Genomic DNA, 18,773 nt, shown 5'->3' with positions numbered 1-18,773 from the left:
TACACCCTCTGCAAAACATACTGCACCTTCATTTTCTCATTCAGATGAAGACCCGGCAATAGGGCCCATTTACCCCCACACTTCTGCAAACACTCTGATAAAGTTTTTGCCGAGAATCAACTCTATTTCCCCGTCTGAATATCCCCGTCTGCCAAGCCCTTCAGTCAATTGCGGAAGGGCTGAATGTCCTTTAACTACATCAAAGGGTTTGCGGGGGATCATCGCCAGGTTTTCCGGTGAGACATACTTCATGAAATTTTCGCACAAATCAAGTCCAAGACCGATATGTTTTACGCCGACTAAGCCGGCAATATGATCTACATGGTCAAGTAAATGCTCCACATCAGCTTTTTCATCTGTGTCAGCAGTAAAGAAACTGGTGGCGTTCATGCCGATCACGCCATCTTTCGCAGCGATGGCCTGAATCTGTTCATCGGTGAGATTCCGCATCGTATTGGCAATGCTTCTGCAATTTGAGTGGGAAGCAATCACCGGTTTATCGACAAACTGCATCACATCCCAAAACCCTTCATCATTCAAATGGCTGACATCAATAACAATGCCCATCTTTTCCGCCTCTTTGATCAACTGTACCCCAAAATCGGTAATTCCGCCTCTTTTCCCCTCACGAACAGGAGAAAAATGGCTCCCCTCGCCAACATAGTTGCGCCGGCTCCAGACCAGTCCGATTATTCTTACTCCCAGCTCGTAAAAAATGCGCAAAAGGCTTAAATCATTATAGAGCGGTTCCGCTCCCTCCAGAGAAAGGATAAATCCCACTTTTCCTTCTTTTTTTGCAGTGACGATATCATCATATTTTTTACATATCATGATTTTTTCGGGTGATTCATCTGCTTCGGCATACAGTGCACTGATCTGATTAAGAGCCTTACGCAAGCTCATTTCCGGCACAAAATTGCTGTCCACAAAGACGGAAGAGACAATTGTATTTACCCCGCCCCGCAAAAATTCGGGCAAATAGTTGGTTTCAATAATCTTTTTGCGGCCATACCCTCTTTGAACCTCTACATCCATCAAAAGATCAAAGTGAGCATCAACGACATGCGCATTCCGATGAATACGGCTGTATTCTCGCATCCATGTCCCTCCGTTTCGTCTCGTTTGAAGAAACAAGCCTTTCCCATTTGAACTTTATTCTTTAAAAAAAAGCATAAAACCTTCTATTAAATTTCGGCAGATGGTTTTAACCGCTAAATATAAAAACTCCTACGGGAAACATCCCATAGGAGTTTTAAGACTGTAGCAGCTGAGATTACATCATGCCGCCCATACCGCCCATTCCACCCATGTCAGGGGCTCCGGCGGCTCCGCCTTTGTTTTCTTCCGGTTTATCCGCAACCACTGCTTCGGTGGTGAGAACCATAGAAGCTACGGAAGCAGCGTTTTGCAGAGCGGAACGGGTTACTTTAGCCGGGTCAACGATTCCTGCCTGAATCATGTTTACCCATTCACCAGTCAGGGCGTTGAAGCCGATGCCGACTTCTTCTTTTTTCAGGCGCTCAACGATGATAGAACCTTCCAGTCCGGAGTTGGTGACGATTTGACGCACAGGCTCTTCAAGAGAGCGTTTGATGATGGTAACACCGGTTTTTTCGTCACCCACCGGCAGGGAACCTTCAAGATCCTCAACGGCACGGATCACGTTTACGAAAGCGGTGCCCCCACCGGAGACAATCCCTTCTTCCACTGCGGCACGGGTCGCATTGAGGGCATCTTCGATGCGCAGTTTTTTCTCTTTCAGTTCGGTTTCGGTTGCAGCGCCCACTTTGATAACAGCTACACCGCCAGCCAGTTTAGCCAGGCGCTCTTGTAATTTTTCTTTATCAAATTCGGAAGTTGTTTCTTCCAATTGTTGACGGATTTGGTTGGTGCGGGCTTTGATATCAGCCGGTTCGCCAAAACCATCAACGATGATGGTGTCTTCTTTGTTGACGCGGACTTGACGTGCACGGCCGAGGGAGTCAAGGCTGGTGGTTTTGAGATCCAGTCCGAGATCTTCGGTGATCACTTGGCCGCCGGTGAGAATGGCGATATCTTCGAGCATAGCTTTGCGGCGATCACCAAATCCGGGAGCTTTTACAGCTACAGCAGTAAAGGTTCCGCGCAGTTTGTTGACCACGAGGGTTGCGAGCGCTTCACCTTCAACATCTTCAGCGATGATCAAAAGCTGTTTGCCTTGTTGTACAACTTTTTCAAGGATTGGCAGGATGTCCTGGATGTTGCCGATTTTCTTGTCGGTGATCAGGATGTACGGCTCATCGAGAACAGCTTCCATTTTGTCTGTGTCAGTAATCATGTAAGGGGAAATGTACCCGCGATCAAACTGCATACCTTCTACAACTTCCAGTTCGGTAAGGAAACCTTTGGATTCCTCAACGGTGATCACGCCGTCTTTACCTACTTTTTCCATCGCTTCAGCAATCAGCTTGCCGGTCTCATCATCGTTAGCGGAGATAGCGGCAACCTGGGCGATGGAATCTTTTCCTTCGATCGGTTGAGCGATTTTTTTGATCTCGGCAACAGCTGCGGCTACTGCTTTTTCGATTCCTTTGCGCACAACCATCGGGTTTGCACCGGCTGCTACGTTTTTCAAACCTTCACGAATGATCGCTTGTGCAAGAACGGTAGCTGTGGTGGTACCGTCACCGGCAACATCGTTGGTTTTGGTAGCTACTTCTTTTACGAGTTGCGCACCCATGTTTTCAAAAGCATCTTCCAGTTCAATCTCTTTCGCGATGGTTACACCGTCATTTGTGATGAGAGGAGAACCAAATTTTCTTTCCAGCACTACGTTGCGGCCTTTCGGACCGAGGGTTACTTTGACTGCGTTAGCGAGAGCATCTACACCGCGCAGCATCGAACGACGTGCGTCTTCACTGAATGTAATTTCTTTCGCCATGTTCAAAATCCCCTTTCTTATGTAGGGTTTAGTTTATTAATCATCATCCGAACGATGAATCTTTAATTATTCAACAACAGCTAAAATGTCGCTTTCGCGAAGAATGAGGTATTCTTTGTCCCCATACTTGACTTCGGTGCCGGCATATTTGGAGAAGATGACACGATCGCCTTCTTTCACTTCAAGAGCGACGCGTTTTCCATCTTCCAGACGACCGGAACCAACAGCCACAATCCGTCCTTCTTGCGGCTTTTCTTTGGCGGTTTCGGGAAGAACGATCCCGCTGGCTGTTTTTTCTTCTTTTTCAACAGCTTCTAAAACAACACGATCACCTAATGGTTTGATCATTGTGATACCCTCCTTCATAAGGTGGATAGTTTTCTTTTTGTTAGCACTCAGCTCCCTCGAGTGCTAACACCAATTATAATAATATTCATCTCGGTCTCATTTTGCAAGAGTTCCAACAAAAAAAATTACCGAATTAGAAAAAGGCACCTTTGACGGGCATTAAAGGTGTCTTTTTGACGAATTTTCCATCCTTTACTGGTCCTTCCTTTTGCCAGGTAAAATTTCCCGGCAACTGCGGACATGTGCAAGAGTATGTAAATAAGGCCCGGGCTACCCTCCGGGCCGACATTTTGATCTTATTCAATATAATAATCATAACCGGTTTCTATACCGAATTTTATCGCATTATTATAATCCTGTGTCCCGCTTTTGCCAAAGTATATATCAAACCAGTGTCTGGTTAGTTTTCTGCCATATCCTTCTATTATTCTGCTGCAGTTCACATCTCCCATATCCTCAACAACCCATGTGCTTCTGTATCCGTATCCGGGGAGGTACAGGTCATAAAGACCGTGTATAATTGTGCCTCTGGGAAATAAAGTTCCACTTCCCGGTGATCCGCAGGTTTTGGGATGTACAGCCGCTGTTCTGTACTTAGTTGGATAGGTGCCATAATAAGTTTTACTTCCGGACGGAGCAACATAGGCTGTTACATCTTGATCGTAATAATAGGTCGCGGCATAGGTTGCCGGGATACTCATGCCGAAAATCAATGCCAGTATCAATCCGCTTACAAAAACAATCTTCGCTTTCATCATTGCATTCCCCCAAAATTACTTCTCGACTTCCATACCGAGGTACCTGCCGTTGTTGGGGTTAAAAAAAACTCTTATTCTTTTGTTTCGCTGGTTTAATCCTTCAACTGAAAAGAAAAGTCTATGGTTATCACTGAACAATTCAAAATGATAGCCTCTTGCAAAGTGCACCCCAGGTTTCATGCCAAACTCCTGAATGGCCTGCTCCACAAGGAACGGGGAATCGACGGCAATTTGATCGAGAGGAACAACTTCACCGGGCCTGACTAGCTCCTGAATCTCTTTTACATTGCTAATCTTATTTTCTTCTATCTTTACGAGCAGGCTTTGATCTGTGCCAGGTACGCCAAATATAAGATTCCACATTCTCCTTTTGCCTTGTTTTCCTTCTGTTGGGCCTTTTATATTCGGGTCAAATGCATCAGCACTTGTGATAAGAATGAGAGAAGCCAGGGGGTTCCATTTTTTTGCTTCTGCATTGGCTTTGGTTACTGCCTCTTTTAAGGTGATTTCTGTTTGGATATCATCAGCAAACGATTTGTAATACATCCATATAGCACCTGCTGACAAAGCAAAGCAAAAAATGAAACCGGTAATCAGCGTTTTTCTCAGGGGCAACCCTCCTTTCCGAAAATTTAAATCATACTTCTGCAAATAGCCGGAAAAAACCTGCTAATTATTCAAAAAATACTAAATAATCATAAATAAAAAGGGGTCTTTATACAAAAGCCGGACATCTGAAAAATGTAGATGTCCGGATATGCACAGATCGTTTATTGCATTGCCTCCTCCTGCTCCATGCGCCGATAAACCCAGGCAGATAATGCGATACTGATCTCATAGAGCAAAACCATCGGGAGAGCAACGAGAATGTTGGAAATGATCTGGGGCGGTGTAATAACCGCGGCAATGATGACGATCACCAGATAGGCCACACGCCTTGCTTTCATCAAAATTCCCGGGCTGATCAGGCGAATGCGCGTCAGAAACAAAACAACCACGGGAAGTTCAAAAATGAGACCAAGGGGAAAAATAATGTTAAAGAGAAAGCTGAAAGATTGATAAACGCCATACATCTCCCCAAGTCCGAACTGTTCATTCAAACCTTCCGTAAACTGAATCAAATAGGGGAAAATAACAAAGTACCCAAAACTGAGTCCGGCTAAAAACAAGACAACAGCCATCGGAATATATGAGAGCGCGGCTCTTTGTTCCCTCGGGCGGAGACCGGGGCGGACAAATTGCCAGATATGATACAGGATGACCGGCGAGGTAAAAATAAAAGATAATATAAAGGAGATTTGCATGTAAATTTTCAGAGAATCCCCCGGACCGAAAGCATGGATCTTGAAATCTTTAAAAGCACCGGCTTTAATCCAATAAAAGATATCCTGTGAAAATATAAAGCTGACGATTAAAGTAGCGACAAAAAACAAGAGAACCCAGATAATGCGGCGGCGCAATTCACTTAAATGCTCTGTCAGCGGTTGCATATTGTCATCATTCATAAAAACTGGCTCCTTTAACAAACCTCTTCAGATATGAACTGACCTGTTACTCTTCTCCTGTCTCTTTCATATTGAGAGCATTTGTTTCTCCCGGTTCGGCCTCTTCATCGGAAGGAAAATTTTTCAAAAAATAAATCAAAGTCTGCAACTCAATCGTCAGGTCAATATTATGGATTCGCACCTGCGGCGGGGCTGTCAGACGGGCCGGGGTAAAGTTTAAAATCCCGCGAATGCCGGCTTCAACCAAAAATTGGGCCGTGGATTGCGCTACATTGACCGGAACAGTTAAGATGGCCACCTCTACATTGTGCAACTGGATCACTTCTTGCAGACGATCCATGGAATAAACCGGAATGCCGTCAATATCTGTTCCAATTTTAGCGGGGTCCTGATCAAATCCTGCCACAATTTTGGTGTTATGGCTGCGATAAAAATTGTAGCGTAATAAGGCAGTCCCCAGATTGCCCACTCCGACGAGGACAACATTGGTCACTTCATCCTGTTTGAGAAAATCCCGCAAAAATTGCAGCAGATACGTTACATTGTAACCATATCCTTTTTTGCCCAGTTCACCCAAATAGGAAAAGTCACGCCGGATCGTTGCCGGATCAATTTGCAGGGCATCACTGAGATCGGCGGAAGATACACGTTGTTTACCGATCGCATGCAACTTTTCCAAATACCGGTAATATAATGGCAAACGCTTTGCAGTTACCTGCGGAATTTTTTGTTCACCCATGGCACACCTCCATAAATGTCCTTCTGATTTCCATAAAAGCCTCTTATGTGATATTCCGCACATGAATGGATTGTATGTTCACTATACCATATCCCCAAAGGGTTTTCCCTCATTCACAGGTCTTGGGCACATTCAATCTCTCTCCATTTTATTCTACTATAACAAGGGCTGATGAATGGTGAATACTTCGTGAGGAGTGATAATCCAGTCCATCGCTTGATCGTGCGGATCAGGATAAACGGTCTTGACGATTTGTTCCGGATAAGCCACTCCGATCCGTTTACTCCGGGTGGAGAAACCGGCAAAAAAGCGATCATAGTATCCCCCGCCGTAGCCAAGACGATAGCCGTTTACATCAAAGGCTACTCCGGGGACAATCACCAGTTGAATCCTTTCAGGGTCCACTTCTCTTCCCGGATCGTCCGGGGGTTCCGAAATGCCATACGCCCCTGCTTCAAGCTCTGCAAAGCTGTCCACCCGAAAACATCTCATCGAGCGGTCCGCAGGATTGGCACGGGGCAACAGCACTTGTTTCCCCTGTTTCCAGGCATCTTCCATCCCTCTGCGAACGTCTGCCTCATTACGGAAAGCCATATAAAAAAGAACGGACTCCGCCTCACGGTAAACCGGAAACTGTATCAATGCCCGGCAAATTTGTTCAGAACATTCATTTATATATGCAGAGGAAAGTCCGTTCCTCATCTGTAACATATCCTTGCGCAAAGCTTGTTTTGAACCCGGCATCCTGTGTCACCCTTTATTCGTATCAGTCTTTTTATTGTACAACAAATGCTTCCGGTTTGCCCTCCTTCTCTTCCTCATATACACTGATAAAAGGGATTTATAAATGAGGTGAAAGCATTGTTATTGCAGACAAAAAATATAGATAAATCATTTGGGGGAACTATTGTCCTTGAAGGAATCAGCATCCAGGTGCGAGAACACGACCGCGTCGGATTGATCGGGGTCAATGGTGCCGGCAAATCAACACTGTTAAAATGTATCACGGGTGAACTGCAACCTGATTCCGGAGAGATTATGCTGTCCAAAAAAGCCCGCATCGGCTATCTGGCCCAACAGACGGGGCTTGACTCCACGCTGACGATCTGGGATGAACTGTTATCCGTTTTTACCGAACTTCAACAGATGGAAGCGGACTTGCGCAAGCTGGAACAGGAAATGGGACAGGAGCGTGTTTACAATGATGAAAAATTGTACCAAAAAACGCTGGAAAAGTATGCATCCTTGCAGCAAGCCTATGAAGAGCGCGGGGGATACGGATATGAAGCAAGAATCCGCGGTGTTTTACACGGATTAGGACTGGCCGGTATCGATTGGAAGACGACGAAAATCTCCGAGCTGAGCGGCGGCCAGAAAACCCGTGTCGCGCTGGCAAAAATGCTGTTGGAAGAACCGGATCTCCTAATGCTGGATGAGCCGACCAACTATCTGGATATGAACGCCATCACCTGGTTGGAACAGACCCTTGCCAGTTATGAAGGTGCCCTGCTCATCGTATCGCATGACCGCTATTTCCTCGACCGCCTGGTCACGGTCATTTATGAAATCGAACGCCATCACGCAACCCGTTATACGGGAAATTATACCGCTTACGTCAAACAAAAAGAAGAAAGATTGGCGCAACAGCAAAAAGCCTACGAACAACAGCAAGCGGAGATTAAAAAGATGGAGGAATTTGTTGAGCGTAACATCGCCCGCGCCTCTACTACCAATCGGGCCCAGAGCAGACGAAAAGCATTGGAAAAAATGGAGCGCATCGAACAACCGGTCATGTACCGCCAGGAGGCTGCGATCCGCTTTGAAACTGCGGTTACCAGCGGACGACAAGTACTTGAGGCCAAAGAGATTGCCATCGGCTACAAAGACCCGTTGATCCAAAACCTCTCCTTCCGCCTCGAGCGCGGGGAACATGTGGCATTGCTCGGTCCCAACGGAATGGGTAAATCCACCTTGCTCAAAACCATTGCCGGAGAGCTGAAGCCACTTCGCGGAAGCCTCCACTGGGGCACCAATGTACAAGTCGACTACTACGACCAGGAACAGAAAGATTTGGATCCGGACAAAAAGGTGCTTGAAGAAGTTTGGGACGCCCATCCCCGCCTGGACCAAACCACCATCCGCTCTTACCTGGGCCAGTTTTTGTTTAGCGGAGAAGATGTATTTAAACGGGTCGGAGATTTAAGCGGCGGTGAAAAAGCACGCCTCTCTCTCGCCAAACGGCTCCTGAACAAAGCAAATTTCCTTCTCATGGACGAGCCGACAAACCATCTGGATCTGCCCAATAAAGAGCGCCTGGAGCAAGCGCTGGAAGATTATCCGGGAACCCTGTTATTTGTCTCCCACGACCGCTACTTTATCAACCGGCTGGCAACAAGGGTTTGGGAACTGACTTCCGAAGGGATTCGCGATTATCCCGGTAACTATGAGCAATATTTAGAGAAAAAAGCACTGGAAAAACTGGAGGAAACCAACCGTCCGGAATCGTCAACACGGGGAGAAGCCATATCGCGCCGGCAAAAAGAAAAAGAGGAACAGCGGCGACAAAAGCAACGCCGACAAAAGGTGGAAACATTGGAAAAAGAGATTGAAGAGCTGGAAACAAAACTGGCGCACATTCAGGAGCAGCTGTGCCAGCCGGAGATTTTTAACGACCCGATCAAAAGCGCCTCCCTGAAAAATGAGGCGGACCTGCTGGAAGATACGCTCGCTGAAAAAACGGAGGAATGGGCAGAACTCGCGGACGCTTAATAGTGACAGAACAAGTATTTTGGCAAATGTCGGGATGAAATCATGGCCCACAGAACAGGAGGAAAATGAGATGTGCGGAAGATTTACGCTGTTTACGGAACCCGGCACTCTTCAGGAACGGTTTGAGTTTGAGGTGAATGAGTTAAAACCCCGATACAACATTGCTCCGACACAGCCTGTACTCGCCGTTATGGGCGGAGAGCAACGAAAAGGCACACTCCTGCGATGGGGACTCATCCCCTTCTGGTCGAAGGATACAAAAATCGGAAATCGCATGATCAACGCAAGATCTGAAACTGTTCACGAGAAGCCAAGCTTTAAACGCCTTTTGAAACGCCAGCGCTGTCTTATTCTCAGTTCAGGATTTTATGAATGGAAAAAAACCGGAAACGGGAAACAACCCTGTTTCATCCGCCTCGCAAGCGGCGAACCTTTCGCCTTCGCGGGGCTTTGGGATCATTGGAAGCAAGGAGACAAGGAGATCACCTCTTGTACTATTATCACCACAATTCCAAACGATTTGATGAAACCGATTCATCACCGCATGCCCGCGATTCTGCGGCCTGAGGATGAAGCGGCATGGCTTGATCCAGGACTGGAGGAACCAAATGTATTAAGGTCATTGCTCAACCCTTACCCCGCAGAGGAAATGGCCGCCTATCCAGTGTCCAACCTTGTGAATTCTCCAAAAAATGATATTCCGGAATGTATCCTCCCGATTCCTAAGAGTTGAACGTTTACATTACGTGGTCATCTAATCAGATGAAACTCGATCACTTCGTCCAAAATTCCAAAGTTTGATTATCAATAATCGGGACAGCCCTAAACAGGGTTACCCCCTTTTTGATCTGTTTTTGCGCAAACAAGATAAACTCAGCCACAGCAGGAGAAATCGTCTGCAAACAACGAACACCCATTCCCAGTTTCCGGGTAACCTTTGGGTTGAGGGGAATGGCCCGTACATCAGTGAAATATGGGTGACAACCAGCTTCGGCGGCACGATCGAAGAAAAATTGAGTAATAAAAGAAGAACCTGCATCCGTCAAAGGTGCAGGTTTTTTTAGTCAACAAGCGGAAGGTTTGGATCGGCATTCAGCCTGAGGTCGGCAAATTTTCCGTCGAGATATTGGTAGGTGCCTGCTGCGGCAATCATGGCGGCATTATCGGTGCATAACTCCAGCGGCGGGATCTGTAAATTGATCTGCTCCTCTTCGCAGCGCTGGTGCAAGCGAATCCGCAGCCCGCTGTTGGCGGAAACTCCGCCGGCCAATAATAATCGTTTTACACCCGTCATTTTTACCGCACGAATGGACTTTTCCACAAGTACGTCGAGAACCGCTTCTTGAAAGCTGGCAGCGAGATCAGCAGAATTTATCTCTTCATTCCGCTGTTTGGCATTGTGCAGCAAATGGATCACCGCCGATTTCAACCCGCTGAAACTGAAGTCGAGTGAATCAGGCTCCAGCCAGGCGCGCGGCAGATCATAGGCAGGTTTTCCCTCTGCAGCTAAACGGTCGATATGCGGCCCGCCCGGATAGGGAAGGCCCATGAGACGGGCCACTTTATCGAAAGCCTCTCCGGCGGCATCATCACGTGTCCGCCCCAGCCGTCGGAATTGATTGTGGTGTTCCATATAGATCAACTCTGTATGCCCTCCGGAGACGACAAGGGCGACCAGAGGAAATTCCAGCGGTTTCACCAAATGGTTGGCATAGATATGGCCGGCAATATGGTGGGTTCCGACAAGGGGAACTCCTGTCGCAAACGAAAGGGCTTTTGCCGCAGCCACACCGATGAGCAAAGCTCCGACCAATCCCGGCCCCTGAGTGACAGCAATCGCGTCAAGGTCGTCCAGTGACACTTCGGCCTGTTCCAGCGCTTTTTGGATGATCAGGGTCATTCGTTCCACATGCCGGCGGGAGGCAACCTCCGGAACCACTCCGCCGAATTTTCGGTGTACATCCATCTGTGATGAGATTACATTGGACAAGAGGACGGTTCCCCCTCTCACAACTGCCGCCGCTGTCTCATCACAACTGGTTTCAATTCCCAGTAATAGAGTTTCTTTTTGACTGTTCATTTAATGTCACCCACATAATTATGGCATCTTCCTGGTTGTCCGTATAATACTTCGGCCGGACTCCCGAGCGTTCAAAGCCCAGCTTTTCATACAATGACTGGGCGATTGAATTAGAGACCCTCACCTCCAGGGTCATTTTACATGCGCCAAGCGACCTGGACATTTCCATCACATAGGTCAGGATCGCTTCCCCCAATCCCCTGCCGCGGTAATCGGGGTGGATGGCAATATTGGTAATATGGGCCTCATCGAGAATCATCCAGCATCCGCAATACCCTGCTACTTTTCCGTCTACCGTCACAACTGTATAACGGGCAAACTGATTGAACACCAACTCATTATAAAATGCTTGTCTGGGCCAGGGAGCTGAAAAAGAACTGTTTTCGACGATCTCAATTTGCGGAAGGTCTGAAAGCTTCATAGGACGAAATACAACCTCACCCTCAGCCTTTTTCTCCATTGGACGTCTCTCCATTTCCCTGCTTTTTTAACCAGTTGGCTTCCGCCTCTGTCATTTGCAAATAATTCGGTGCAAAGTCTGCATGCTCAGGCGGTTCATCATTTATCCACTTATGCCAGGCCAATATTCCCAGTTGGCTCGCACGGGGAATATTTTCCGCAGGTGATCCGAAATGGGCTGCATCTCCCAGACTGCCGGCAATCACATCCTGAAATCGGGCCACATCATCTCCCAAAAACAAAACAGGCCGGCGCAGCTCCCCAATCTGCTTTAACCAGGATTCAATCTCCACCACTTGCTGCGGAACCACTTCACTCATTTTCTCCCCGTCTCTTTGAAAAACACCGGAATAAACACGCCTGCGCCGCGCATCAAACAGAGGTACAACCACCCCGTCAAAGTGGTAACCATTCATCGCCAGAACGGTTAAACTGGACTCACTGTAAAGAGGAATGCCACAAGCCCAGGAGATTGTTTTCGCAGTCGTCACACCGATGCGAATTCCGGTATAGGAGCCCGGACCCGCCGTTACCGCCAATACCCCGATCTCCGACATGGCCAGATCCAGATCCCGCAACAATTGATCCACAGTCGGCATCAGCCGTACCGAATGGTTTTTATGTAGATTGGTAGTCACCTCGCCCAGCACCCGTTTCTCTTCCAAATCAAGGACGGCAATTCCCATCACCAGGGTGGAGGTATCCATGGTGAGCATTTTCATTTTCCTTCCAGCTCCTTACACAGACGCATCGAACGGGGATGCATGGATATCAATTGAATATGGCGGTCCCCATTCGCCTGGACCAGCAGACGAAGCCAAACCGTCTCCTCCGGTAACAGTGGCTTCACCCGCGAAGCCCACTCCACCAGACAAATCCCGTCCCCGTAAAAATATTCTTCCAGGCCCAGCTCTTCATCAGGCGATTCCACCCGGTAGACATCCATATGATACAAAGGGATTTGGCCTCCGTATTCTTTGACAATGGTAAAGGTGGGGCTGTCTACTTTTTGTTCAATTCCCAGCCCCTCGGCCAATCCCTGGGCAAATGTGGTCTTTCCGGCCCCCAGGTCCCCTTCCAGAGCGAGAACATCGCCACGCTTTAAAAATTTGGCCATACGGAGTGCCAGTCCTCTGGTTTCCCGTTCATTCCGGGTGATAAAACAACAAGCTTCCCTCATGGTATCACCTATCTGCAAAATGATTGTAACCCTTTTGCTGAAGAGACATTCGTTTCCCTGCAGTTTCTTTTTCCACACAGGGTTCCCCTGCTTCCACACGGCCAATCGCAGTGATCAAAATATTTTCCTCAAGTGCCGCCTGTCTTAATTGTTGCCAGCCATCCGGGCGAATGGTACCGATCAATTGATAATCTTCCCCGCCAAACCAGGCCCACTCATAAGGGTCCATCTCTGCCATTTTTGCAACCTCTTTACATGCGGCAGTAAGAGGAAGTTTTTCTTGCTCAATGACCAGCTTCACCCCGCTTGCTTCGGCGATTTCCCATGCTTCCCCGGCGATCCCGTCACTAATGTCATCACAGGCGGGGTTAAATCCTGATTCCGCCAGCCATTTTCCGATGCTTACCTGTGCCGCGGGGCGGGTATGGGCCTTAACCAGTGTGGGAAAATCCTCTTTAAGCTGAGGGTGGTGAAGCAGAAGATACAGACCGGCAGCAGAATCCCCCACAGTGCCTGTGACAAAAACCACATCTCCCGGTTTTGCCGACGAACGGCGCAACGCATTTCCCGGAGAAACCTCCCCCAGCAACGTGAGGGATAAAGTGAGCGGGCCGGGAGTGCTTACTGTGTCTCCGCCCACCAGTGTAACACGGTTCTCGTCTGCACACTGATAAAGGCCCCGGTAGATTTCCTGTATCTCCTCTGTCTGCCAGGAAAAAGGTACAGCGATTGACAAAAGGGCAAAAGTCGGCGTTCCCCCCATCGCCGCGATATCACTTAAATTAGAAGTGAGCAACTTCCAGCCGATATCCCGGCAACTCATCGTTTGGCGGAGAAAATGAACTGTTTCCACCATCGTATCACACGTCATCACCAGAGATCGTTCCGGTGCGGGGACCACCACTGCTGCGTCATCCCCGATGTCAACCTCGATCCGGTCGCTCCAGGCAGATCGTCCTTTCAGTAAAGAGCGAATGAAGGCAAATTCATCGTTCACCGGAGATTCCCCTTCTCAGAATAAAAATAAAGGACCGCAGCTGGTGCCGCGATCCGTCTTAACATTTGGAGCGGGTGAAGGGAATCGAACCCTCGCATTCGGCTTGGAAGGCCGATGTTCTACCACTGAACTACACCCGCATATCATTGGGAATGATTTTCCGGGATTAATGGTCGGGGTGACAGGATTTGAACCTGCGACCTCCTCGTCCCGAACGAGGCGCTCTACCAAGCTGAGCCACACCCCGGAAGTGATAAAGTTGAACATGGTGCGGTCGGCGAGACTCGAACTCGCACGGCCATACGGCCACTACCCCCTCAAGATAGCGTGTCTGCCAATTCCACCACGACCGCTCGGTTGATGTTGGTGCGGGTGGAGGGACTTGAACCCCCACGCCAGAGGCGCTAGAACCTAAATCTAGTGCGTCTGCCAATTCCGCCACACCCGCTTGCGTATTATCTGCGTTTTCACGATTTGTGCGCCGCGTCATTTTCGGATGTTGCGCTGGATTACGTAGTTCGTCCGTAAGGCTTGTGCGTTAGACTCGCGCGCGCCCCGTGTCGACAAAAATTAATATAACACGCGAAAAAATGAATGTCAACAATTTATTAGTATGCAGAATATTATTTTTTTAGTCCCAATCCTATATTTCCCTAATTCGATGACCAGGCAATTTCCATCTGGCACAAATCAAGCACCAAAAACGCAAAACGCCCCGCCAGAAGCATCTGCAGCAACTGACAGGACGTTGTGTACAGAATCAGTTTTTGCTAAACACAACAGCTTTTGGCCACAAGCCCTCAACTGCATGAACTACATCGCCATTGAATTGGCAAGTCTTCGCGCTTACATTTCATAAATAACTGCAAAGTGGTGCGTACCGCGAAGATCCAATTTGGCCGCACATGAAATCTCCGCCACTCCTGTCCATATGCTCTAGTTTACTTTACTGTCGGGTCTCATCGTTTCTCCGGCTGATGGTGGGCAACAGGTTTTTGCGGTCCTCCTCGCCGACGGCCAGACTGGTGTTAAAGGTAAAGTCATCATATTTCAGATCAAAGGTCGTGTTCAACTCCCGCACAAGTTCTGCGATATTTTTCCGGGAATAGCCCAGTTTCGCCATCACATAAACGACATAACTGATGAGTTGTGACTCTGACACATAGTTTATCGTCTTGTCCCGCTCCACAGCCTTCCCCCCTTGTTCCCCCGCCAGTCGATACATCTGCCGGACACGACAGTTTTGTCATTCTCCGTTTTCACTTCAACATTGGCGAAGCGGAAGATGATCGGTTTTCCTTTGACCGGGTTTAAAAATATGAAAGCATCTGGCAAATGTTTTGCGGGTACGGACGGTTTCCCTGCTCTTGCAGCAAACGGAACCTCCATCGGCATTCAACCCTTTCTGTTTATTTTTCTGAATGTCGCGACTTGGTTTCAGTTTAGTGATGAGGGAAATTTTATTCAATAAATTACCAAAATTAGTTTAACTTTTAACTGATTACTAGTATCATGGTAAAAATGCTGCCGGGGCCAGGAAAATAGATAAAATACTTAGTTCTTCCAGCTGTTTAATTTCAGTATTGAAATTTTAGTGAATATATGGAATATTATCTGTAAAAAGGAGAGGGTTCTGATGAATTTTACCCATGTTGGGGATTTGATCCGCAAAGCGCGAAAGGAAAAGGGGATGAGGCTGCAAGATTTGGCAGATGATATGATCCCTCCGTCCACCCTTTCCGCGATTGAGCGCGGGGAATGCCGGAACCCGAATAAGATTAACTATGTTCTGAGAAAAATGGAGATCAATATTCACGATCTTTCCGAAAGGGAAAAAGAGCAGGAGAAGGACCGGAAACTTGATCTGATGATTATTGAGAACAGGATTAATTCAAAACCGCGCGAGGCGCTGAGTAAATTATCCAAGCTTCCCGCCGAATACCGCGGCCCCCTGTTCTACTTCCTCAAAGGGAGATGTTATTATAAAACGCAACAGTTTGACCGTGCCGTTGAACTGTTTCATCAGGCGTTGAAGATTTTGGAGAAGTCCATCGGCGACCGCTCTAACTTAAAGCCGGGCTGTTTAAATCATTTAAGTGTCATTGCGTTTAAGAGAGGAGACAAAGCAGCCGCTTTAAGGCATGCTGAAGAGGGTTTGGAGTCTTTTGACCTGAATGGGGAACGGGGGTATTACTATACCAGCCTTCTGACAAATAAAGCGATTTACTTACGGGGTCTCGGTCGGGCTGAGGATGCTTTAAAAACACTTGAAAAAATTGATCTTAATTCATCCGAAATCGACATAGAAGCTGTTATCGGGATTTATGACTTGCAAGCAAAACTCAAAAAGGATATACGACTCTACGATGAAGCAGAGAGTTGTGCGAATAAAGGGCTTGAAATAGCCAGGATCAATCACAACTGTGAAAGGCAGATAGAATTATACATTACTTTGGGAGACATCTTCAAAGAAAACGGAAGATTGAAGCATTCGGAAAAGTGCTTGCTCGCAGCGATTGACCTTAAGGAAGAAATCACCCGGAGAAAATGGTTAATACTAGAAGCCTATTTAAAGCTTGGAATCATCTATTTTGAGAAAAAAGATTTCCAACTTTCCAATAAGATGTTGGGGAAGGCTCTCAAGATTGCCCAAAAAGAAAAGGATATGATAGAATATTCTCAAGCATTGCTCTATATAGGTAAGAGTTATCTTTCCGAGTCTGAATATCAGGAGGCTCTTGCAGCATTTATGGAGGTTTACGAGCTTCACTCAAATGAGAAAAACGATCTGGAGGCTCTCTATGGATTGATGCAAGTCTATCTCTTACTTAACGACGAGCCCAATTACATAAAGTATTCGCACTTGTATTTTAGAGCCAAAGGACTAGGAGGTCTTTCTTATGATTGATCATTGGATTTTATTTGGTGATGATACAGAACCAGTTGACAGCTAACATAATCTTTACTTTTAGGAGGTCTTTCTATGATTCATCATTTACGTTTTTTCGGTGACGATCCAGAGCCAACCGACTCCTAGTGTTAAAGGGCTTAAACTTTTTGGAAGTCTCTTATGTAAAAGTGTGTGCAATGGGGGAGGGCAGAATTCTGTCTCCCCGGCATGATTTGATCTTTCATTCCGGGGTTTCTGTGATTGATCATTTGCGTTTTTTTCGGTTTGATACGGAAACAGAAGAGTAAAAAGAGTACATATAACAGCAATCACCAAATATGTTAAAAAGATCTCCACACCAGAGCCCATTTTTATCGTGTGCTGTTATTGTTCAAATAAAAAGCCCGGATAAATTTCTCCGCTTGCCATTGACCCCTTTGTTAACCATAAGTTCTTATTTTCATCTTTTTAGGTAAAAGTAATGATCTGTTTTACTTATATCATTCCCAACTGTCACACTCGCAGAATCGCTTTAGATCTTTTCTGTTGGACCTGTATACAATACTCCTGCAAAGCTAATATTTCCACTTCTAACAAACCAGGGTAAACTCTCCACATACGGTTTCTCAGGGGTCTGGCCATGGCAACATGCCCCCACCCCTGAGAAAACAGCTTTAAAAGGCGACTGCCTGCCCGGGCCACCTCACTTCAAATCTCACTAATCTTCAACAGTTGGAACTTACCATTTTTATATTGATACCTTAATGAATATTTTCGTTCAAAACCGTTACTAAATTTAAAACTTAATGGGATATTCAGGTAGTATCCCTCATCTGTCTTATCCAGTTTTACCACACCGGGATAATAATCACCCACGATTTCTGTTTCTTCAATACTACTCGCCTCAGGAAGACCGATCCCAAAACTACTCTTATTTAATAAATGCCTGTCGATATAATCCTGAAAACTGTTATATGACCCAAAAACCCCTTTAAATGATACTGATTTGAAATATCCTACTTCTTCTTCATTTAACGCCTTGTTGAAATCCTCGATAAATGTATTCATCAGTTGGACTACCTTTTTTTCTTCCCACAGATCAGGGGTAATATCATATAAATCGTACTCTGCTTCAATCACCAGTTCTTCACTTTTTAAGACTCCGCCCCAGGGCAGCTGAAAGGAGCCTTGAATTTTTTGCGAACCATCCAATCGAACAGGATAAACTTCCATTTTATCTTTTTTTACTGCAAACGGCGTCGGCTTTCCGTTAAGGAGCACTTGCACTCCGGCTAAATCTGATTCCGCCTTAACCACCGTCCCTGTAATGTTGATTTCTACAGGGGTAACAGATTCAAAATCAAATAAATTCACCGCCGTATCATAAGTTTCTGTCGTATCAGTATAATGAAAATACCGCTCACCGTGGATTTTATGGATTCCCGGAAACAGCGGGCCGACTTTGGTACTGTTCGCTTTTTTCGTCTTCAGGACAACCTCCCCGTCCACCTCAATCACAGCATCCGGATTATTGCTGGTGAGCTGGATATACTGGGGCCGTACACCAATTGTATAAGAATCAGAGAAAAGTCCCCATTCCTGTTTCAGGTAAAAGATCCCTGAACTCATAATTTCTTCGTTGGAAGACTGGCGCAACAAATAGGAATCGATCTCAGGATTTTTCTCATCTTCATACAGAGCCTTTTGTGCATTCATAATATCAAACGTTTGACTTAAAAACTCGGGATTTCCTTTTGCATAGTCACACAGTTGGTGAAGATATTCCTCCTCCAGTTCCATATCGGAATCATCAGGAGAAATCATATCCTCGATCGCATCCACATCTTCTTTGAGAATGGCGCCTTCAAATTCCTTGATCAATTTTGTCGCTTCTGTTTCTTGTTTCGGGTAAAAAAACGTAATCATTAAGATGATAATGATAAAAATCCCAATGACACCCAGACTGACTAACAGGGGATGCTGCTTGACATTATTGTAGGTGGTAATAACTGTTTCCCCAATGTTAATAGGGCCGTGATTACCGGACAATGAACCAGATTCAAATGAATAGGTATTCGAGGTCTCAGAGTCTGCATGGTTTTTCTGTTTATTATTTTGGTCCACAGCC

Annotated in this window: 19 protein-coding genes and 4 tRNA genes; 3 read left to right on the top strand and 20 right to left on the bottom strand. The window is 46.6% G+C overall.

Annotated features, from left to right (window positions below; all coding sequences use genetic code 11):
• Positions 1-69 precede the first annotated feature (69 nt).
• The 8 genes from I8U27_RS15605 to I8U27_RS15570 all read right to left on the bottom strand — a co-directional run bounded on the left by I8U27_RS15605 (position 70) and on the right by I8U27_RS15570 (position 7,014).
• Complete coding sequence (locus tag I8U27_RS15605; RefSeq protein WP_181753180.1) at positions 70-1,098, bottom strand: dipeptidase; 1,029 nt, start codon at positions 1,096-1,098, stop codon at positions 70-72.
• Positions 1,099-1,273: 175 nt separating this feature from the next.
• Positions 1,274-2,920 carry a chaperonin GroEL gene (gene groL / locus I8U27_RS15600; RefSeq protein WP_181753178.1) on the bottom strand — a complete coding sequence of 549 codons (1,647 nt, stop codon included), beginning with the start codon at positions 2,918-2,920 and terminating at the stop codon, positions 1,274-1,276.
• Positions 2,921-2,986: 66 nt separating this feature from the next.
• A complete protein-coding gene (gene groES, locus I8U27_RS15595) occupies positions 2,987-3,268 on the bottom strand; it encodes a co-chaperone GroES (protein WP_181753176.1) in 282 nt (93 codons plus the stop codon).
• A 296-nt stretch (positions 3,269-3,564) separates the two neighbouring features.
• Complete coding sequence (locus tag I8U27_RS15590) at positions 3,565-4,023, bottom strand: RlpA-like double-psi beta-barrel domain-containing protein (protein WP_181753174.1); 459 nt, start codon at positions 4,021-4,023, stop codon at positions 3,565-3,567.
• An 18-nt stretch (positions 4,024-4,041) separates the two neighbouring features.
• The gene (locus I8U27_RS15585; RefSeq protein ID WP_181753172.1) at positions 4,042-4,572 is read right to left on the bottom strand and encodes a hypothetical protein; all 531 of its coding nucleotides are present in this window, start codon (positions 4,570-4,572) and stop codon (positions 4,042-4,044) included.
• A 224-nt stretch (positions 4,573-4,796) separates the two neighbouring features.
• Positions 4,797-5,531, bottom strand: coding sequence for a twin-arginine translocase subunit TatC (gene tatC, locus I8U27_RS15580; protein ID WP_181753170.1), 735 nt, complete (start codon positions 5,529-5,531; stop codon positions 4,797-4,799).
• A 46-nt stretch (positions 5,532-5,577) separates the two neighbouring features.
• On the bottom strand, positions 5,578-6,270 hold the full coding sequence (locus I8U27_RS15575; protein WP_181753168.1) for a redox-sensing transcriptional repressor Rex: 693 nt from the start codon (positions 6,268-6,270) through the stop codon (positions 5,578-5,580).
• Positions 6,271-6,426: 156 nt separating this feature from the next.
• Positions 6,427-7,014, bottom strand: coding sequence for a 5-formyltetrahydrofolate cyclo-ligase (locus I8U27_RS15570; protein ID WP_181753166.1), 588 nt, complete (start codon positions 7,012-7,014; stop codon positions 6,427-6,429).
• A gap of 108 nt (positions 7,015-7,122) precedes the next feature.
• Between I8U27_RS15570 and I8U27_RS15565 the strand changes: the two genes are divergently transcribed.
• Together I8U27_RS15565 and I8U27_RS15560 are read left to right on the top strand one after the other, a co-directional pair.
• Complete coding sequence (locus tag I8U27_RS15565) at positions 7,123-9,039, top strand: ABC-F family ATP-binding cassette domain-containing protein (RefSeq protein ID WP_181753164.1); 1,917 nt, start codon at positions 7,123-7,125, stop codon at positions 9,037-9,039.
• A gap of 70 nt (positions 9,040-9,109) precedes the next feature.
• Entirely contained in the window at positions 9,110-9,772 is a 663-nt protein-coding gene (locus tag I8U27_RS15560) for an SOS response-associated peptidase (RefSeq protein WP_181753162.1), read from the top strand.
• 327 nt (positions 9,773-10,099) lie between these two features.
• Here I8U27_RS15560 and tsaD read toward each other — a convergent pair whose 3' ends face one another.
• From tsaD to I8U27_RS15505, 11 genes are all read right to left on the bottom strand, one after another.
• The gene (gene tsaD / locus I8U27_RS15555) at positions 10,100-11,119 is read right to left on the bottom strand and encodes a tRNA (adenosine(37)-N6)-threonylcarbamoyltransferase complex transferase subunit TsaD (RefSeq protein WP_181753160.1); all 1,020 of its coding nucleotides are present in this window, start codon (positions 11,117-11,119) and stop codon (positions 10,100-10,102) included.
• Positions 11,082-11,579 (bottom strand): ribosomal protein S18-alanine N-acetyltransferase, encoded by a 498-nt coding sequence (gene rimI / locus I8U27_RS15550; protein ID WP_181753157.1) that lies wholly within the window; start codon positions 11,577-11,579, stop codon positions 11,082-11,084. Before rimI ends, tsaD begins: the two co-directional genes overlap by 38 nt.
• Positions 11,563-12,300 carry a tRNA (adenosine(37)-N6)-threonylcarbamoyltransferase complex dimerization subunit type 1 TsaB gene (gene tsaB, locus I8U27_RS15545; protein ID WP_181753155.1) on the bottom strand — a complete coding sequence of 246 codons (738 nt, stop codon included), beginning with the start codon at positions 12,298-12,300 and terminating at the stop codon, positions 11,563-11,565. The genes rimI and tsaB overlap by 17 nt, the downstream gene beginning before the upstream one ends.
• Positions 12,297-12,758 carry a tRNA (adenosine(37)-N6)-threonylcarbamoyltransferase complex ATPase subunit type 1 TsaE gene (tsaE, locus tag I8U27_RS15540; RefSeq protein ID WP_181753153.1) on the bottom strand — a complete coding sequence of 154 codons (462 nt, stop codon included), beginning with the start codon at positions 12,756-12,758 and terminating at the stop codon, positions 12,297-12,299. The genes tsaB and tsaE overlap by 4 nt, the downstream gene beginning before the upstream one ends.
• Positions 12,759-12,762: 4 nt before the next feature.
• Positions 12,763-13,755: a thiamine-phosphate kinase gene (gene thiL / locus I8U27_RS15535; protein ID WP_309506161.1), complete on the bottom strand. Its 993-nt coding sequence runs from the start codon at positions 13,753-13,755 to the stop codon at positions 12,763-12,765.
• Between the two features lie 66 nt (positions 13,756-13,821).
• Positions 13,822-13,895, bottom strand: a tRNA-Gly gene (locus I8U27_RS15530).
• Between the two features lie 30 nt (positions 13,896-13,925).
• Positions 13,926-14,002, bottom strand: a tRNA-Pro gene (locus I8U27_RS15525).
• 19 nt (positions 14,003-14,021) lie between these two features.
• Positions 14,022-14,108: transfer RNA gene (locus tag I8U27_RS15520), tRNA-Leu, on the bottom strand.
• An 11-nt stretch (positions 14,109-14,119) separates the two neighbouring features.
• Positions 14,120-14,203: transfer RNA gene (locus tag I8U27_RS15515), tRNA-Leu, on the bottom strand.
• 498 nt (positions 14,204-14,701) lie between these two features.
• Positions 14,702-14,944 (bottom strand): hypothetical protein, encoded by a 243-nt coding sequence (locus tag I8U27_RS15510; protein WP_181753151.1) that lies wholly within the window; start codon positions 14,942-14,944, stop codon positions 14,702-14,704.
• Positions 14,923-15,150 carry a hypothetical protein gene (locus I8U27_RS15505; RefSeq protein WP_181753149.1) on the bottom strand — a complete coding sequence of 76 codons (228 nt, stop codon included), beginning with the start codon at positions 15,148-15,150 and terminating at the stop codon, positions 14,923-14,925. The genes I8U27_RS15510 and I8U27_RS15505 overlap by 22 nt, the downstream gene beginning before the upstream one ends.
• Before the next feature lie 241 nt (positions 15,151-15,391).
• Between I8U27_RS15505 and I8U27_RS15500 the strand changes: the two genes are divergently transcribed.
• Positions 15,392-16,663 (top strand): helix-turn-helix domain-containing protein, encoded by a 1,272-nt coding sequence (locus tag I8U27_RS15500; RefSeq protein ID WP_181753147.1) that lies wholly within the window; start codon positions 15,392-15,394, stop codon positions 16,661-16,663.
• Positions 16,664-17,353: 690 nt separating this feature from the next.
• Here the strand turns inward: I8U27_RS15500 and I8U27_RS15495 are convergent.
• The gene (locus I8U27_RS15495; protein ID WP_181753145.1) at positions 17,354-18,769 is read right to left on the bottom strand and encodes a TcaA 3rd/4th domain-containing protein; all 1,416 of its coding nucleotides are present in this window, start codon (positions 18,767-18,769) and stop codon (positions 17,354-17,356) included.
• Positions 18,770-18,773: the final 4 nt, after the last annotated feature.

This window comes from Paenactinomyces guangxiensis (assembly GCF_016055185.1).
In the GTDB taxonomy this organism is placed as follows: Bacteria; Bacillota; Bacilli; order Thermoactinomycetales; family Thermoactinomycetaceae; genus Paenactinomyces; species Paenactinomyces guangxiensis.
The sequence above is the reverse complement of the archived record's forward strand: the minus strand, read 5'-3'. Positions and strand labels throughout refer to the sequence as shown.

Coding starts and splice junctions, on each gene's coding strand:
- I8U27_RS15605 (WP_181753180.1), bottom strand. CDS start 1,098: ATGCGAGAATACAGCCGTATTCATCGGAATGCGCATGTCGTTGATGCT.
- groL (WP_181753178.1), bottom strand. CDS start 2,920: ATGGCGAAAGAAATTACATTCAGTGAAGACGCACGTCGTTCGATGCTG.
- groES (WP_181753176.1), bottom strand. CDS start 3,268: ATGATCAAACCATTAGGTGATCGTGTTGTTTTAGAAGCTGTTGAAAAA.
- I8U27_RS15590 (WP_181753174.1), bottom strand. CDS start 4,023: ATGAAAGCGAAGATTGTTTTTGTAAGCGGATTGATACTGGCATTGATT.
- I8U27_RS15585 (WP_181753172.1), bottom strand. CDS start 4,572: ATGTATTACAAATCGTTTGCTGATGATATCCAAACAGAAATCACCTTA.
- tatC (WP_181753170.1), bottom strand. CDS start 5,531: ATGAATGATGACAATATGCAACCGCTGACAGAGCATTTAAGTGAATTG.
- I8U27_RS15575 (WP_181753168.1), bottom strand. CDS start 6,270: ATGGGTGAACAAAAAATTCCGCAGGTAACTGCAAAGCGTTTGCCATTA.
- I8U27_RS15570 (WP_181753166.1), bottom strand. CDS start 7,014: ATGCCGGGTTCAAAACAAGCTTTGCGCAAGGATATGTTACAGATGAGG.
- I8U27_RS15560 (WP_181753162.1), top strand. CDS start 9,110: ATGTGCGGAAGATTTACGCTGTTTACGGAACCCGGCACTCTTCAGGAA.
- tsaD (WP_181753160.1), bottom strand. CDS start 11,119: ATGAACAGTCAAAAAGAAACTCTATTACTGGGAATTGAAACCAGTTGT.
- rimI (WP_181753157.1), bottom strand. CDS start 11,579: ATGGAGAAAAAGGCTGAGGGTGAGGTTGTATTTCGTCCTATGAAGCTT.
- tsaB (WP_181753155.1), bottom strand. CDS start 12,300: ATGAAAATGCTCACCATGGATACCTCCACCCTGGTGATGGGAATTGCC.
- tsaE (WP_181753153.1), bottom strand. CDS start 12,758: ATGAGGGAAGCTTGTTGTTTTATCACCCGGAATGAACGGGAAACCAGA.
- I8U27_RS15505 (WP_181753149.1), bottom strand. CDS start 15,150: ATGCCGATGGAGGTTCCGTTTGCTGCAAGAGCAGGGAAACCGTCCGTA.
- I8U27_RS15500 (WP_181753147.1), top strand. CDS start 15,392: ATGAATTTTACCCATGTTGGGGATTTGATCCGCAAAGCGCGAAAGGAA.